At 67.7% G+C, this 16,009-nt stretch carries 15 protein-coding genes; 7 read left to right on the forward strand and 8 right to left on the reverse strand.

Annotated features, from left to right (window positions below; all coding sequences use genetic code 11):
* Window positions 1-41: 41 nt before the first annotated feature.
* The 4 genes from FSB78_RS04455 to FSB78_RS04470 all read right to left on the reverse strand — a co-directional run bounded on the left by FSB78_RS04455 (window position 42) and on the right by FSB78_RS04470 (window position 4,706).
* Window positions 42-2,144 carry a PKD domain-containing protein gene (locus FSB78_RS04455; RefSeq protein ID WP_147080313.1) on the reverse strand — a complete coding sequence of 701 codons (2,103 nt, stop codon included), beginning with the start codon at window positions 2,142-2,144 and terminating at the stop codon, window positions 42-44.
* A 19-nt stretch (window positions 2,145-2,163) separates the two neighbouring features.
* Window positions 2,164-3,123, reverse strand: coding sequence for an acyl-CoA dehydrogenase family protein (locus tag FSB78_RS04460; RefSeq protein WP_147080315.1), 960 nt, complete (start codon window positions 3,121-3,123; stop codon window positions 2,164-2,166).
* Entirely contained in the window at window positions 3,120-4,328 is a 1,209-nt protein-coding gene (locus FSB78_RS04465; protein WP_147080316.1) for an acyl-CoA dehydrogenase family protein, read from the reverse strand. The genes FSB78_RS04460 and FSB78_RS04465 overlap by 4 nt, the downstream gene beginning before the upstream one ends.
* A gap of 69 nt (window positions 4,329-4,397) precedes the next feature.
* Window positions 4,398-4,706, reverse strand: coding sequence for a Rieske (2Fe-2S) protein (locus FSB78_RS04470; protein ID WP_147080318.1), 309 nt, complete (start codon window positions 4,704-4,706; stop codon window positions 4,398-4,400).
* 135 nt (window positions 4,707-4,841) lie between these two features.
* Between FSB78_RS04470 and FSB78_RS04475 the strand changes: the two genes are divergently transcribed.
* Together FSB78_RS04475 and FSB78_RS04480 are read left to right on the forward strand one after the other, a co-directional pair.
* Complete coding sequence (locus FSB78_RS04475) at window positions 4,842-5,987, forward strand: acyl-CoA dehydrogenase family protein (RefSeq protein ID WP_147080320.1); 1,146 nt, start codon at window positions 4,842-4,844, stop codon at window positions 5,985-5,987.
* Complete coding sequence (locus FSB78_RS04480) at window positions 5,987-6,886, forward strand: acyl-CoA dehydrogenase family protein (protein WP_147080322.1); 900 nt, start codon at window positions 5,987-5,989, stop codon at window positions 6,884-6,886. The genes FSB78_RS04475 and FSB78_RS04480 overlap by 1 nt, the downstream gene beginning before the upstream one ends.
* Window positions 6,887-7,022: 136 nt before the next feature.
* On the opposite strand, the gene FSB78_RS04485 is transcribed toward FSB78_RS04480, so the two are convergent.
* The gene (locus FSB78_RS04485; protein WP_242008008.1) at window positions 7,023-8,420 is read right to left on the reverse strand and encodes an aromatic ring-hydroxylating oxygenase subunit alpha; all 1,398 of its coding nucleotides are present in this window, start codon (window positions 8,418-8,420) and stop codon (window positions 7,023-7,025) included.
* A gap of 146 nt (window positions 8,421-8,566) precedes the next feature.
* Here FSB78_RS04485 and FSB78_RS04490 point away from each other — a divergent pair, with 146 nt between their 5' ends.
* Window positions 8,567-9,091, forward strand: a complete 525-nt coding sequence (locus FSB78_RS04490; RefSeq protein ID WP_147080324.1) for a nuclear transport factor 2 family protein — start codon at window positions 8,567-8,569, stop codon at window positions 9,089-9,091.
* 3 nt (window positions 9,092-9,094) lie between these two features.
* Here the strand turns inward: FSB78_RS04490 and FSB78_RS04495 are convergent, their stop codons facing one another.
* The 3 genes from FSB78_RS04495 to FSB78_RS04505 are packed head-to-tail and all read right to left on the reverse strand — an operon-like array spanning window position 9,095 to window position 11,650.
* Entirely contained in the window at window positions 9,095-9,631 is a 537-nt protein-coding gene (locus tag FSB78_RS04495; protein ID WP_147080326.1) for a nuclear transport factor 2 family protein, read from the reverse strand.
* Entirely contained in the window at window positions 9,628-10,503 is an 876-nt protein-coding gene (locus tag FSB78_RS04500) for an SDR family NAD(P)-dependent oxidoreductase (RefSeq protein WP_147080328.1), read from the reverse strand. Before FSB78_RS04500 ends, FSB78_RS04495 begins: the two co-directional genes overlap by 4 nt.
* Window positions 10,496-11,650: a CaiB/BaiF CoA transferase family protein gene (locus FSB78_RS04505; RefSeq protein ID WP_147080330.1), complete on the reverse strand. Its 1,155-nt coding sequence runs from the start codon at window positions 11,648-11,650 to the stop codon at window positions 10,496-10,498. The genes FSB78_RS04500 and FSB78_RS04505 overlap by 8 nt, the downstream gene beginning before the upstream one ends.
* 147 nt (window positions 11,651-11,797) lie before the next feature.
* Between FSB78_RS04505 and FSB78_RS04510 the strand changes: the two genes are divergently transcribed.
* The 4 genes from FSB78_RS04510 (at window position 11,798) to FSB78_RS04525 (ending at window position 15,968) form a co-directional block, all read left to right on the forward strand.
* A complete protein-coding gene (locus FSB78_RS04510) occupies window positions 11,798-12,964 on the forward strand; it encodes an acyl-CoA dehydrogenase family protein (protein WP_147080332.1) in 1,167 nt (388 codons plus the stop codon).
* Between the two features lie 111 nt (window positions 12,965-13,075).
* A complete protein-coding gene (locus FSB78_RS04515) occupies window positions 13,076-13,957 on the forward strand; it encodes an HpcH/HpaI aldolase/citrate lyase family protein (protein ID WP_147080334.1) in 882 nt (293 codons plus the stop codon).
* Window positions 13,954-15,201 carry an acetyl-CoA hydrolase/transferase family protein gene (locus FSB78_RS04520; RefSeq protein ID WP_147080336.1) on the forward strand — a complete coding sequence of 416 codons (1,248 nt, stop codon included), beginning with the start codon at window positions 13,954-13,956 and terminating at the stop codon, window positions 15,199-15,201. The genes FSB78_RS04515 and FSB78_RS04520 overlap by 4 nt, the downstream gene beginning before the upstream one ends.
* Window positions 15,201-15,968: an enoyl-CoA hydratase/isomerase family protein gene (locus FSB78_RS04525; protein WP_147080339.1), complete on the forward strand. Its 768-nt coding sequence runs from the start codon at window positions 15,201-15,203 to the stop codon at window positions 15,966-15,968. Before FSB78_RS04520 ends, FSB78_RS04525 begins: the two co-directional genes overlap by 1 nt.
* The last annotated feature ends 41 nt before the right edge of the window (window positions 15,969-16,009 follow it).

Raw genomic sequence — 16,009 nt, forward strand, 5'->3', positions numbered from 1 at the left:
ATCCGCTCGGCACCCCGGGGCGCGCCCGGGGTGCCGGCGTCCTATTGCACGACGACGCGGACGCGCCCCAGATTCTGGATACGCGCATAGGGCGATCGGCGGTCGCCGTTTCGCTCCGATGCGACCAGCAACGACGGGTAATAGGTTCCGGGACGCGCAAACGCGTGCGTCGCACTCACGGTCAGCCGTGCTTGCGGAGTCGGCACGGCGGATGGAGTCACCGATGACCCCTTGCCGTCGAAATTCCATGCGGCCGCGACGATGCGGCCCGTGCCGGGCGGCGTCTCGATCGTGCCGGCGAAGCGGACCGTCTGGCCGCGCTTGATCACGGCCTTCACGGCACCATTCGCGGTGACCGAGACGACGGGTTGGATCCCACGTCGCGCCGCCGCGGTACCGGGCACGATGACCTGCCCGTCGTCGATCCGATACGCGGTGCTGGACGGTGGCGCGATGCCCTGTTCGACCCACGCAGACAGATCGCGCAACGCCTGTTGCAACACGCCGAGATAGCTGACCGTCCGGGTCGGATCCTCCTGCGTCGCGCTGTCGCCGTGCAGCGCGTGATCGACGTACCACAGGCGGAAGCTGGCGTCGGTCGCCGCGCCGAGGTTCGCGCGCACGCGCTGCGCATACCAGTCGCCCTGCCACGGCATCGCCTCGCGATCCCACAGATTCTCGACCAGGATCATCTTGCCCTTGAACACGCCGGTCATCGGCGGCTGGCCGATCGGCTTGCCCGTGGTGGCGGCGGTGAACAGCGGGCCGAGCAGGAAGGGGCGTTGCGGGTAGAGCGGCTTGTCATCCGCGCCGCGGAACTGGTCCCATACCGGGTAGCCGGCATCCGCGGGCGGAACCTGATGCCAGTGATAGGTTTCGGCCGCGAGAAAGTTGGAGTTGTCGACGCGGACCGCATCGCCCGGCGCGATCCGGGCTGCGACCGCGGCATCGGCGATCCCGAGAACGACGACATCACCTGCGATCCGACTGATGGTCAGGCGCTGGCCCTTCGCCGCACCCGATCCGACCACCAGGTCTCCGCCGGCGAAATAGGTCTTCGGGGGCGCAGCGGCGAGGCGGAACGCCACGACGCGCTGCGCCTCGGCGCCCTGCAATCTGGCAAAGGCATTATCGACGCCACCATTCTTGGCGCCGTTGACGATGCTGGTGTCGAGCTTCAGGCGCGCGGCCTCCAGCGCGGTGATCGGCCGCGTCACCCTGGTGTCGTACTGCAGTCGGTAGCCGGCGAACGATTGCGGATCGTCATGGCCGAGATAGCCGGGCTTGGTCCAGAAATCGTCGAAATAGCCCGCGTCCGCCGCCTGCATCCCGCCATACAGGGCCGCGAAGCCGTGGATGCCCATCGTGCGCCAGCCGAACCAGGAGGGTGTCGGGAACCCCATCTTTGTGACTTCGCGCAGGACGCTCGCCTGCTGTGACGTGAGGCCGCCATAGGGATCGCCGCTGCCCCCCGGCTCGACCGCGTCGAGGATCCGCGGAAACGCGTCGTTCAGGACCCGCATCGCGCGCATGCGTACCGAAAACATGTTCGGCGGCGCCATCGGTGACCCGAGGACGTAGGGAACGACGCCGTCCCAGGCGTCGCTGTTCTCCGCCGCTCCGACGGTCCGGAAACCCCCGCCGCTGCCGCCATACGCATAGCCATAGGGACGCTTCCCGCCGTACATCGCTAGCGCCACGACGCGCGAATAGCGCGCGGTGGCGGCATTGGCCTGGTAGGCGGTCAGCGCGGCCGGGGCGGCGGGGGGCAGCATCGCGGCGCCGCCACCATTGGTCTCGACGAAATATGCGCCCGAGGCGATCGCGAAGCCGATCTTGTTCTCCTCGCCGGCCGGCATCGCCTGCGCGAGGGTCTCGCTGTCCGGCACGGGGGTGATGTGCTGGAAGAAGCGGCCCTGATACCCGGCCTTCTCCGGGAAATAGAACGAGAAGCGCGTCTGCGTGCCTTTGAACCCGCCATGGACGTAGCGGTGGCGGACCGGCGTGCTGCGCCACTCGTCCGTGTCGATATAGGGCTGGGCAAACTGCGCATCCGCTGCGGTCGCCGGCTGCTGCTGTGCGGGCGAGGGCGCCGAGGAGAGGAGAGTGCTGGCCAGGCAACAGGCAATCGTTGTTCGTTTCATCGTCTCTCTCCCGATCGGGTCAGCCGGTCGCCCGCAGTGCCCGCCGTCCGGCCCGTTCTTCCCAGTAATCCGCATCGCTCCCCAGCACGGCGTCGAGCATCGCCCGCTTGAGAAACAGGTGGCAGTAATATTCCATCGTCAGTCCGATCCCGCCGTGCAGCTGGACCGCATCCTCGGCGATCGCGCAGTAGACGGTGCAGGCATGCGCCTTGAGCGCGCCGATCTCGGCAAGCGTCGCGGCGGGGTCGGTCGTGCGCGACCAGAACAGGGCTTCGGCCGCGGACAGCCACGTCTTCATGTCGGCGACCCGGTGCTTGAGCGCCTGGAACAGGGCGAGCGGTCTGCCGAACTGCTGGCGCATTTCCAGATACGCGATCGTGCGCTCGAGGATCGCGGCGGCGCCGCCGAGCGCATCGGCGGCGAGCGCGAGCAGCAGGGTCTGCTGCAGGCGCTCGGCAAGTGTGGCCGCGGCCGGGCCTTCGGCGAGCGTGATGCCCCCGGTACCGGGGACGACGTCGAACAGACGCCTGGTCGTATCCCATGTCGCGCGGGGAGTGATTGTTGCCGCCGCGAGCGGGAGCAGGGCGATCCGTTCGGCCGTCACGGATAGCACATGGCTGGCGCGGTCCGCATCGGGGACGCAGTCGAGCGCGTCGCCCAGCGAAAGCGACGCGGTCATCACTTCGCCGCCCATGGCGCGGGCCAGCAGATCGTCGCGGTCGGGCACGGCATCGGCGGCGCTCAGCGCTTCGATCACCAGGGCCTGGGCGATGGCGGGGTCGGGGACGACCGTGCGGCCCATCTCGCTGTGGATCACGCCCGCCGCCTCACGACCGAGCCCGAGGCCGCCCTGCGCCTCGGGCACCGTCATCGTCAGCCAGCCCATTTCGACCACGCGGTCCCAACGATCGACGGCGAGTTCGTCGCCGCCGAACGCGCCGCGGGCCGCATCCTGCAACTCGGCGCGGGTCATGCTCATGCGCTCGGCTCCAGCGTCCATGTCCTGGGTTCGCGCGGCATGCCGAGCAGGCGTTCGGCGATGATGTTGCGTTGGACTTCGTCGCTGCCGCCGGCGATCGTCCAGGCATAGCTGTTCATGAAGTCGGCCATCCAGTTGCCTGTCTCCATGCCGCCGCCATAGACGATCGGGTCGTGATACTGCGAGCGCAGGCCACCCAGCCGCAGCCCGAATGCGGTGAAGTCGCGCAGCGTGCGCGAGTAGGACAGCTTGACCAGCGAGGCGTCACCGACGCGTTCCTCGCCCGCGATGCGATTGGCGAGGAACTGGTCGGCGAGCGCACATGTCGCGTCGATCTTCGTGGCGAGGCGTCCGAAATCGCGCAGCAGACCGACGTCGTCGCCGCGCCCGCCGTTATGGATCAGGTCGGCGATGCGCCACAGCGCGCCGCGCATCCGCGCGCTCAGTTCGAGCAGCGTCAGGCCGCGCTCGGACGACAGCGTGGACTGCGCGACGGCCCAGCCCTGTCCCTCCGCCCCGAGGCGGTTGGCGACCGGCACCTCGACCTCGTCGAGAAACAGTTCGGCGAATTCCTCGTCGCCATGGATCTGGTGAATGGGTCGCGCCGTCACGCCCGGCGCCTTCAGGTCGAGCAACAGGTAGGTCAGCCCGGCCTGCTTCGCGCCCTCGCTGCTGGTGCGCACCAGCAACAGGCACATGTCCGCGAACTGCCCCATCGTCGACCAGAGCTTCTGTCCGCTCACGACATAGACGTCGCCGCGTCGCTCGGCGCGCGTGCGGACGTTGGCGAGGTCCGATCCGGCATTGGGTTCGGAAAAGCCCTGGCACCAGATTTCGCCTTCGAGGATCCGGGGAAGGTATCGCGCCTGTTGTTCGGCGCTGCCCCATTCGAGCAAGGTGCTGGCGGCGTGATAGGTCGACATGAACGACAGCAGCAACCGCGGCGTGTCGGCGCGGGCCAGCTCCTCGTAGATCACCTTCTGTTCGGCGAGGCTGCGTCCGCCGCCCGGCCATTCGGCCGGCCAATGCGGGACGGCATAGCCCCCGGCCGCGAGCTTCGCGAACCAGGCGCGCTGCGTGGCGAGGAAGCCGTCATGCGTGGTGCAGGTCGCGCGCCAGTCCTGCGGCGCTTCCGCGGAAAGCCAGGCACGGAAACTATGCCGCAATGTATCAAGCGCCTCGGTCAATGCCGCCTCCCCGATCATCCTGCTGCTAGGCAGCAATTCGGGGGCAGGTCGCAAGCCGCCGCCGGAGATATCGGCAAGGCGATGCTGTCAGACGGCGATCTCGATCCTGTCGCCGACCACGCGCAGCGCGAACGTCGCGATCGGGTCGGTCGCCGGCTGGCTCAGCGCCGCTCCGCTCGCGAGGTCGAATTTCGCGCCGTGCGCCGGACACGCGATCCAGCCCCAGCGGATGCGGCCGCAATCGAGCGGCTGGTCGGCGTGCGAACAGCGATTCTCGACCGCGAACAGGCCGCCGTCGTGATGGACGATCAGGATCGAACGGCCCGCGACGGTCACGACCGTGTGCGTATCGGGAGGAACGTCGGCCACGCCGGCGACGAGGATGAAGTCGGTCATGCCTGCGTTGTGCAGGCTTTGCGGGCGCGTGCAATATGGCGGCATATCCCCCCGGCGGTGTTTGGCGCCCGGCGACTGTTCCCGGGCGGTGCGGTGGATTAGCCGAGGGCTTCCGCCAGCCGCGAGTACCCACTGATGCATTTCGACTGGACCGACGAGGAACGCGCGTTTCGGCAACGGCTGCGGGATTTCCTCGTGGCGACCCTGCCCGAGGATTGGGAACGCTTCTCGCAGCACGGTCCCGCTTCGCCGGCGCTGACGCGCTATGCCGAGACCTTCTGCGGCACGCTCGCCGAGCAGGGCATGCTCACGCCGCACTGGCCTGTAGAGATCGGTGGCGCCGGGCTCGACCCCCGGCACCAGACGATCCTGGCCGAAGAGATGTGGATCGCGGGAGAACCGCGCGGCGGGCAATATATGAACGTCAACTGGATCGGCCCGACGCTGATCCGCTACGGCAGCGCGGAGCAGCAGGCGCGCTACCTGCCGCCGATCACCGCCGGCAAGGCGTTGTGGTGCCAGGGCTTCTCGGAGCCGGGCGCGGGGTCGGACCTCGCGTCGCTGCGGACACGCGCGGTCCTCGACGGCGATACCTATCGCGTCACCGGCCAGAAGATCTGGACCAGCTATGCCGGCCTTGCCGACACCTGCTTCCTGGTGTGCCGCACCAGCGACGATCGGAAGAAGGGTATCTCGATCCTGCTCGTCCCGATGGACACGCCGGGGATCACCGTCCGTCAGATCCCGTCGCTGATCGGCGAGGGCGATATCCACGAGGTGTTCTTCGACGACATGGTCGTCCCGGTCTCCGCGCGACTGGGTGAGGAGGGGGAGGCATGGTCGATCATCGCCTATTCGCTGACGAACGAGCGGCTCGGCATCCCGCGCTACGCACTGGCGCGGGCGGCACTCGATCGGGCGGTATTGGTCTTGCAACGTCAGGGCGACTGGGACGGCGAGGCGGTCAGGATCGAGGCGGCGCACTGCTTGGCATTGTGCGAGGGGGCGCGGATGGCGAGCTATGCGATCGTATCGCGACGCGCCGCCGGCGAGGCGATCGGCGCGGAATCATCGTCGGCCCGGTTCGCGACGATCATGGCGGAGCGGCGGGTCAGTGAATTCGTCGTCGAATATCTGCCGGAGGCGCTGGCCGATGCGCATCCCTATCTGAAGATGCATCACCAGCGTGGCATCGTTGCCGGCATCGCGGCGGGCGCGGCGGAAATCCAGCTCAACATCATCGCCAGCGATGTGCTCGAATTGCCGCGGGAGGCGCGTTGATGGACCTGTCCCTGAGCGACGATCAGGTCGCGATCCTCGATGCGCTCGATTCCCTGGCGAAGCCATACATGACGGTGCCGCTGCACGATGTCAGCCTCGCGCTGACCAGCGACGTACTCGATCGCGATCTCGTCACGGGGGGATTTCTCGACGTGGCGCTCGATCCCGACCTGGGTACGTTGACGGCGGCACTGGTCGTCGAGCGATTGGCGCGGTTGCCGTTCACGACCGAAGCGATGAGTGCGCTCGTGCGGCCGCTGTTCGAGGGACTGGATGGTCCGGTGTGCCTGGTCGAGGCAGGCCGGTTCGGGCGTCCGATCCGCTTCCTGCGCGCCGGCGCGACCGTCATCGTGGTCGGCGACGACGTCTCGAGCTTTGTCGCAACCGCGGATCAGGTCCGGGTCGAGGACAGCCTGTTCGCCTATCCGATGGGCAGGCTGCTCGGCGCACCCGAGACGACGCCACACACCGTTTCCCCGGCCGAGGTGAGGACACGCTGGCGCGTCGCGCTGGCGGCCGAAGCGGCGGGGTTGCTCGCGGCCGGGCTTGCCAGCGTGACCGCCTATGTGACCGATCGCCAGCAGTTCGGCCGCCCGCTGGCGACATTCCAGGCGCTGCGCCACCGACTGGCGGAGGCACAGGTGCGGACCAACGGCGTGTACTGGCTCGCGCTGAAGGCCGCTGCGACGCTCGACGCCGGTGATGCCGCGCTCGCCGCGCTCCACGCGCAGGAAAGCGCGCGTGCCTGCGTCTATGATTTCCACCAGTTCATGGGCGCGATGGGCATGACGCTCGAACATCCGCTGCATCTGTGGACGTACCGACTGAAGGCGCTCGCGAGCGATCTGGGCGGCCGCGGGGGGCAGGCGCTGGCGGCGGCGGACGCGGTGTGGGGCTGACGGCGCGCGCATCGCCGCCGACGATCATAGCCGGCTCCGAGCGGGTTCGGCATCGATCGGCCTGACGAAGGTCCTCGTCCGAAGACGAGGTCACAGTATTCAGGATTGCCGGCGCTCGCTGTACGCTACGAGACGATCAGAACCCCAGGTCGACGATCTTTCCGTCGAAATTGCCGCCGAGCATGTGCGTCGCCTGCGCCAGCGTGTCGGGTGCCACGCCCTTCAGGTGGCCGTCGATGATGCGATTATAGTTGCTGATGAGCCCCTCGATGTCCTTCGACAGGCGCATGAACTCGAACCCGGTGGCGTGCAGGCCCTTTTGCTGGATCGGGATGTTGGCGTAATCCTGGCGCGGGATCGGCGGGAAGTCCTGGCTGTCATAGGGCAGGATGGTGGGTTCCATCACCGTCTCGTGCGCCTTGCCGTCGGCAACATGCGTCAGCGACCAGATCTCGAACATGCAGCTTTCCGGCCCCAACGGGCGGATCCGGTAGGCCGACATGCTGGAGAACATCGGCAGCAGGAAATAGTTCGGGAAGAGGAATTCGACCGCATGCACCGGATCGGAGACCGCGACGCCGTTGAGATCGGGGATATTCTCCCCCGCCGCGCGCAGCTGCTCGGTGATCTGGTGGTTGAGGATGCCATACCACAACATCACCGCCTGCTGCGGATCCTCGGGCAGCTCGACGTCGGCGAGCTGGCGCGCGATCGCGACTTCCTTTTCATGGACCATCCCGGACATGCCTTCGCTCAGCAGCCCGAGATGCGTGATCTGCGCCTTGATGTTGTCGCGGACGCTGAGATTGGGATTGATCGGCACGCCGATCCCGCCGGTGTCCATCCCGTACATCGCGTTGTAGAGCATCGGCGCTGCCTGTTGCAGCTGCGGATGCGTCTTCATCACGTGGTAGCCCTCCATGAAGGCTTCCATCGCGACCTTCCAGTTCGCGGGGAGCACGGTTTGGTACCACCATTCGGCGCGCAGGTCGGCGGCGCCATGCGCCTCGATCCGGTCCGCGACCGGGCCGATCGTCTCGCGGAAGGATGGCGCCTCGTCGTCATGGTTGACGAATACGCAGCCGCCCCAGGTCTCGACGCGGCACGGGCGCAAGGCGAGGTCGGCCTGGTCGAGCTGCTCCTCGCTGAACATGTGGCGGCCATAGACGAAGGTGTTCTTGCCTTCGATGTTCCAGCGCCAGCCGTGAAAGGGGCAGATGAAGCCCGGCGTCTTGCAGTTGCCGTGATCGCCCTCGCCGACGAACGGCACACCGCGGTGGCGGCAGGCATTGTGGAACGCCTTCACGCCATCCTTGGCCCTGACGACGATGATCGATTTGCCGAGATTGGTATATTCGACATAGTCGCCGACGTTCGCGATCTGCTCCAGCCGGCATGCCATCTGCCACACGTGCGGCCAGAGGCGCTCGGTTTCGAGGCGGTAGAACTCCTCGTCATAATAGCGCGCCGTCGGGATGCGCTCCGGGTTCTCGACCGCGAAGGGCACCGGCCGCTCCATATCCATGACACCCATCCCACGGTCCTCTCGTCTGCGTTGCCCGGATCGTAGACGCGGGGCGAAAGACGACCAAGCGGAAGGCGGAACGCCGTGGCGATATCGTCGCGCGACCGGATCGCGCAGCGCCCCGCATGGCGTATTCGACGCGAAAGGAGCCCGCCATGACCGACCCCGCCGTGCTGACAGAGATGGTTGCCCATCATCACATCCGACACTGTCTGGCAGCCGTGGCGCGCGGCGAGGACCGGCGCGACGCGGATATTCTGCGCGGCTGTTTCTGGGCCGATGCGAGCGTCGACTTCGGCATCTTCGCCGGATCGTTCGACGCGTATCTCGACTGGGTCGTGCCGGGGGCCGACAGCATTCCGTGCACGCTTCACACACTCGGGCAGAGCCTGATCCAGCTGCGGGGTCAGGCGGCGACGGCGGAAACGCACGTCACCGCCTATCACCGGATCGATTTCGGCGAGGCCGAGCACGACGTGCTGCTCGTCGGTCGCTATCTCGACACGCTCGAGGCGCGGGACGGCGTCTGGCGGATCGCACGGCGGACGATGCTGTACGACTGGACGCGGGACCTGGGCGTCGCGGTCGATTGGTCGCAGGGGCTGATGGGAATGCCGTTCCTGCGCGGGCTGCCGGTCGGGCGAGCGCGAGGCGACCGGAGCGAGATCTTCTTCGGGTGACGCCTACGGACGGAAGGGCGGCCGGAGGTTGGTGAGCGGTCGTCGGTACGACAGGTCGTCGGGATCACGCGTTGCGCGGCCGTTAAGGTCGATCCCAGGGACATCGCCGAACGGGATCGGCATCGTCGGCAGCAGCCCGGAATACTCGATCACCGTGGATCGCACCGCGATCCGCCACTGGCCATCGCGCCGCTCGAAGCGGTCGATATAGCGACCGCCCGCAATCCAGTTGCTCTCGTCGCGATTGCGCGCGGCGAAGAGGTAATATGTCTCGGTGTGCGCCGTGTCCCCTTCGAGCGTGCAGCTGTGGTTGAGCAAGGCGTGATGCGTCGCGGACTGGCCATGGTCGTGCAAGGCCCGCGCCCAGTCGTAGAGCGCGGCGGGATCGCCGACGAACGGGCCGGCCGCGATCTCGGCGTCGGGATGGAAGGCGGACAGGAACGCCGTGCGGTCGAAGCGGTCCATGCCGCGTGCGAACCGGGTCAGCGCGTCGTGAATGTCCTGGCGGTCGAGCAGGGTAGTGAGGCGGGGGTCGGTCATGGCGTCGTCTCCGCAATGGGGGCCCAGATCGGGGCGCCGCGCTGGTCCCGCAGCGAAGGGATCACCTTGCCGTCGACGTCGGTCACCCCGTAGTCGCGGGCCAGTTCGGCGGTGATGAAGGTGCCGCCCGAATGCCGTTGCAGCCGTTCGTCTGCCGCCAGCGCCGCGATGACGCGACCGGGGAATTCGGGCGAGCAGCCGACCAGCGGGTTGGTGACGATGCTCGCCTTCATCGCCGGATTGTTCTCGATATTGCGGTTGGCGCGCTCGGTGAAGGTCAGGCCCTGCCACAGCGAGATCGAGGTGACGCCGTAAGGTTGCAACTCGATCGCCATGTCGCGCGCCATGCGGTCCACGGCCGCCTTGCACGTCCCGAACACCGTCCCATAGGTATAGGTCCGCCCGACATAGCCCGAGATCGCGACGATCAGCCCCGATCGCTGCGGCGTCATGATCCTTGCCGCATGCCACGCCGCGACGAAGTTCGACCGGACCCCGACATCGACCATCTGCCAGTTGGACAGCGGCTTCTCCCAGAACCCGCCCGGGTCGGTCAGGTCGTCGGGCAGGGCGAAGGCGTTGTTGACCAGAATGTCGAGCCGGCCCTGTTCGCGCTTCACCTGCTCGAACAGGGCAGCGACCTGGTCGTCATCGGCATGGTCGACCGGCACGGCAATGCCCGTCCCGCCGCGCGCGGTGCAGAGCGCCGCCGTCTCGCCGACGGTGCCGGGCAGGACATGATCGCCTTCGCCGACGGTGCGCCCGGTGACGTAGACCGTCGCTCCCGCTTCGGCGAGCGCAAGCGCGATGCCCTTGCCGATACCGCGGCTCGCGCCCGTCACAATGGCGATCTTGCCGGAAAGGTCAGTCATGGGAGGCTCCCGAAAGTTCGGAAAGGATCGCCTGCGTGTCCGCTCCCAGCGTCGGGGCGGGGCCGGCGACTTTGCCGGGCGTCTTGGAGAATGTCGTCGGTACGCCGGGAAACGTGATCCGCCCGTTCGGCGAGTCGACCGTTTCGAAGAATCCGACTGCGTTCAGATGCGCGTTGTCGAACAGATCGTCGGGCGTCCGGAGCGGCGCGGCGGGTACGCCGATCGACCGCAACAGGCTGAGCCAGTCCTGCGTCGTCCGTTCCCGGAACGTCTCGCCGAGCAGGGCATACATCCGGTCGATCTGCTGGGCGCGCTGCGCCAGTGTCGCCATGTCGGGGCCGGCCCATGGCGGCTCCACTGCCGCGACGAAGGCGTTCCAGTGGCGGTCGTTATACACCAGCGCCGCGATATAGCCGTCCTTCGTCTGGTACGGCCGCCGCCCCGGCGCGACGACGCGGGGATAGATCGCCGGTCCCAGTTTCGGTTCGAACATCGCGCCGTTCGCATGCTCGACGAGCATGAACGAGGCCATCGTCTCGAACATGCCGACCTCGACTTCCTGTCCCTCGCCGGTCCGCTGACGATGGAACAGCGCCATCATCGTCGCGTACAGCGCGGTGAGGCCTGCGACCTTGTCGGCGACGATCGTCCCGACATAACTCGCTTCGCCGGTGAGCATCTGCTGCACCGCCGCCAGGCCGCACTCGCCCTGGATCGTGTCGTCATAGGCGGGCTGGTCGCACTCCGGCCCGGCCCGGCCATAGCCGTAGCAATTGGTATAGACGATCGTCGGATTGATCGCCGCGACCGCGGCGTAGTCGAAGCCCAGCCTGGCGATCGCCTTGGCGCGCATCGAGTGGATGAAGATGTCGGCGGTGGCGATCAGTTCGCGCAGGCGCGCCTTGCCGTCGTCGCTGCGCAGGTCGAGCATGATGCTGCGCTTGCCGCGATTGACGTTGACGAACACGCCACCAAGGCCCGGGGCGGGGCCTACCGAGATGTAGCGTGCGTCGTCGCCTGCCGGCGGTTCGACCTTGATGACGTCCGCGCCCATGTCCGCCATGATCTGCGTGGCGTAGGGGCCGAACACGATGCTGGTCAGGTCGACGACCCGGATGCCGGACAGGGGGCCGGTCTTCTCTGCCATGGAACGCTCCGCTTGCTGGCGCCCGGGCTAGGGCATCGCGCGCACCGCCTCCAACCGCTGCAGCGATATGTCGCCGGCCGCGAATTGTCGCGCCGTCGGACGGCTGCTAGCCGACGAGCCTCTTCGCACCAGACAAGGCCGCACTTCGTGGATTTCGCCTTCACCGAGGACCAGCAGAACATCCGCGACGCCGTGCTCCGGCAGTGCGCCGCGTTCAGCGACGATTACTGGCTCGAGCGCGACCGCGAGGGCGTCTATCCGGCCGATTTCCACAAGGCGATGGCGGACGCCGGCTGGCTGGGCGTGGCGATGCCCGAAGCCTATGGCGGTGCCGGCCTGGGCATCACCGAGGCCGCGATCATGATGCAGGCCGTGGCGGAAGCCGGCGGCGGGATGACCGCGGCATCGACGATCCACGGTCCCGTGTTCAGCCTGGAGCCGATCGACCTGTTCGGGACCGAGGAGCAGAAGCGCCGCATGATCCCGCCGGTGCTGTCGGGCGCCGAGAAGATGTGCTTTGCCGTCACCGAGCCCAATACGGGGCTCGACACGACCAAGCTCAAGACCCGCGCCGACCGCGTCGAGGGTGGCTACCGCGTCACTGGCGAGAAGATCTGGATCACCAACGCGCATGTCGCGGACCGGATGATGCTGCTCGCGCGCACGACGCCGCTCGACGAGGTGGCGAACAAGACCCACGGGCTGTCGCTGTTCTATACCAGGCTCGACCGCAGCAGAATCGAACACCAGTTGATCCCCAAGATGGGTCGCCATGCGGTAGGATCGAACATGCTGTTCATCTCCGACCTGTTCATTCCCGAGGAGGACCTGATCGGGGCGGAGGGGCAGGGGTTCCGCATCATCCTGAAGGGGCTCAACCCCGAACGCATCCTGCTCGGCGCGGAGGCCATCGGGATCGGGCGCAACGCGATCCAGCGCGCGGCACGCTACGCCCGCGAGCGCATCGTGTTCGACCGGCCGATCGGCATGAACCAGGGCATCCAGCATCCGCTCGCCAAATGCTGGATGCAGCTCGAGGCGGCGAACCTCATGGTCATGAACGCCGCGGTGAAGTTCGACCGCGGCGAGGAGTGCGGGGTCGAGGCGAATGCGGGCAAGTATCTCGCCGCGGAGTCCGCGTTCGAGGCGTGCCACACCGCGATGCTGACGCTGGGCGGCATGGGCTATGCGCAGGAATATCATGTCGAGCGGCTGCTGCGCGAAGTGCTGATCCCGCGCACGGCACCGGTATCGCCACACATGATCCTGAACTTCATCGCCGAAAAGGTGCTGGAGTTGCCGAAGAGCTATTGAACAGGGATCGTCCCGCGCCGCTCGGCGGATGGGGGGCTGGGTGCGCGACCATCGTGCCGCATGCCGCCCGCTCGCTGGTTTCGCGGACGATCGAGATCGAGGGGATCGTGAATGTCCGATGCGCCACCGCTCAAGATGCGTTCCTGGCTGTTCGCCCCCGGCGACAGCATCCGCAAGATGACCAAGGCGGTCGAGGGCGCCGCCGATATCGTGCTGCTCGATCTGGAGGATGCGGTCACGACCGAGAACAAGCCGCTCGCGCGGCAGATGGTCCACGACTTCGTCAGGGATCATCCCGAGCGGGCGCGTATCTGGGTGCGGGTCAATCCGCTCGACGGGCCGTACACCCTGACCGATCTCGCGGCGATCATGCCCGCGCACCCGGGCGGGATCATGCTACCCAAGGTCTATGGCCGTCAGGATGTCGAGGCGCTCGATCACTATCTCTCGGCATTCGAGGCGGCGCATGGGATCGCGGTCGGATCGACCCCGGTGATCGTGCTGGTAACCGAAACCGCGGAGGCGATGTTCCACACCGGCGACTATAAGGGCGCACCGCGCGTGGTGGCGCTGACCTGGGGTGCCGAGGATCTTGCGGATTCGATCGGCGCCAGTTCGAACCGCGGCCCGGACGGTCGCTACGGCTTCACCTATGAACTGGCGCGCAGCCTGTGCCTGCTGGGCGCCGCGACCGCCGGGGTGACGGCGATCGAGACCATCCAAGGCGATTTCCGCGATCTCGAGGCGCTCAGGGTCCGCGCGGAAAAGGTGCGGCGCGACGGATATCGCGGGATGCTGGCCATCCACCCGGCGCAGGTCGACGTGATCAACGCCGCGTTCACGCCCACTGCCGACGAGATCGCCGAGGCGCAGGCGATCGTCGACATCTTCGCCGCGAACCCGGGTGTCGGTGCGATCGGCTACAAGGGCGGCATGCTCGACCGGCCGTACCTGTCGCGCGCCGAGCATCTGCTGCGGCAGGTCGGCGCGTGATCGATCTTTCGGCCTATCTGCGGCGCGGCGACCATATCGTTTTCGGACAGGCGTGCGGCGAACCGACGATGCTGGTCGAGGCGCTGATCGCGCAGGGCGCGGCGATCGGCGACCTGTCGGCGTTCATTGCGACAAGCTTTTCCGGCCTGTTCGTGCCCGAGACCGCGGACGCGTTCGCGCTGTCGAGCATGGGGGCGATCGGCGCGCTGCGCACGATGACGAAGGCCGGGGCGCTGCAGATCGTCCCGTGCCACGTCAGCCAGGTGGGCCCCTTGATCGCGGCGGCGGTGATCCGCTGCGACGTGGCGATGATCCAGGTGAGTCCGGCGGACGCCGACGGCAACCACAGCTGCGGGCTGATCAGCGATTACGTCCGCGCGGCGGTCGACAAGGCGCGCGTGGTGATCGCCGAGGTCAACGACCAGGTCCCCTACACGCGGGGCGAGACGATACCGGCGTCGGCGATCACCGTCGCGGTGCCGGTGTCGCGGCCGGTCGTCGAAGTCGCGCCCGGCAGGGTGACCGAGACCGACGAGGCGATCGCACGCGCCTGCGCGGCGTTCATCGAGGACGGTTCGGTCATCCAGACCGGGGTCGGCGCGGTGCCGGATGCGATCCTGCGTCTGCTCGGCGACCGGAAGGATCTGGGTGTGCATTCGGGCATGCTCGGCGACGGGCTGGTCGAGCTGGTCGAGGCGGGGGTGATCACCAACGCGCGCAAGGAGATCGATGCCGGCGTATCGATCAACGGCGCGCTGATCGGCACGAAACGGCTGTACGACTGGGCGCACCGCAACGCGGCGATCCGCATGACGCCGACGCGCTATACCCACGATGCCGCGGTGCTCGGCCGGTTGTCGCGGCTGGTGACGATCAACTCCGCGCTGGAGGTCGACCTGACGGGGCAGGTCAATGCCGAGCAATCGGGATCGGCCTATATGGGCGGCACCGGCGGGCAGGTCGATTTCGTCCGCGCCGGTGCGCGCTCGCCCGGCGGGCATTCGATCATCGCGCTGTCAACCACGGCGAAGGGCGGCGCCGTGTCGAAGATCGTGCCCATGCTGTCGGGGCCGGTGACGACGGCGCGCAGCGAGGTCGACGTGATCGTCACCGAATATGGTGCCGCCCAGTTGCGCGGCCAGACGCTGGCGGAGCGGACACGACGGCTGATCGCGATCGCGCATCCCGATTTCCGCGAGGAGCTCGAGCGCGCAGCGAAAACCATCCAGCAACGAGGGTTCTGATGACCGATGCCGTCCTGTTCGATGCCCGTCCCGACGGGATCGCGATCATCACCATCAACCGGCCCGACCAGCGCAACGCACTCGGCAAGGACGTACGCGACGGCCTGTTCGCCGCCTGGACGCGGTTCGAGGCCGATCCGGCGTTGCGCGTCGCGATCCTCACCGGCGCGGGCGAGACAGCGTTCTGCGCCGGCGGCGATCTCAAGGAAATGGTCGAGCGGGGGCTGCAGGTGCCGCCGCGCGACATGTTCCCGTTACCCTATGACAGCATCGAGCTGACCAAGCCGACGATCGCGGCGGTCAACGGCGTCGCGTTCGCCGGCGGGTGGATGATCGCGCAGGCATGCGACCTGTGCGTCGCCAGCACGGCGGCGCGGTTCGCGATCACCGAGGTCAAGGTCGGGCGCGGTTCACCCTGGGCCGCGCCGCTGATCCACATGATCCCGCAGCGGATCATGATGGAGATCATCCTGACCGGCAAACCGATCACGGCACAGCGCGCCTATGAGATCGGGCTGGTCAACCGGCTGGCCGAGCCGGCCGCGTTGATGGACACGGCGATCGCGCTGGCCCGCGAGATCCTGGAGGGGGCGCCGCTGTCGGTGAAGGCCGGTCGCGAGACCGTGATGCTCGCCACCGAAATGGGCCGCGCTGCGGCGTTGCAGGCCGCCCGCGCGGCGCACGAATTCCCCTATCGCAGCGAGGATGCGCAGGAAGGCCCGCGCGCCTTTGCCGAAAAGCGTCCGCCGGTCTGGAAATCGCGGTAGCGATACGCGCCGGCGGCCCCGGGCGCTATGCTGCGGCTTTC

Source organism: Sphingomonas ginsenosidivorax (assembly GCF_007995065.1).
Classification (GTDB): Bacteria; Pseudomonadota; Alphaproteobacteria; order Sphingomonadales; family Sphingomonadaceae; genus Sphingomonas; species Sphingomonas ginsenosidivorax.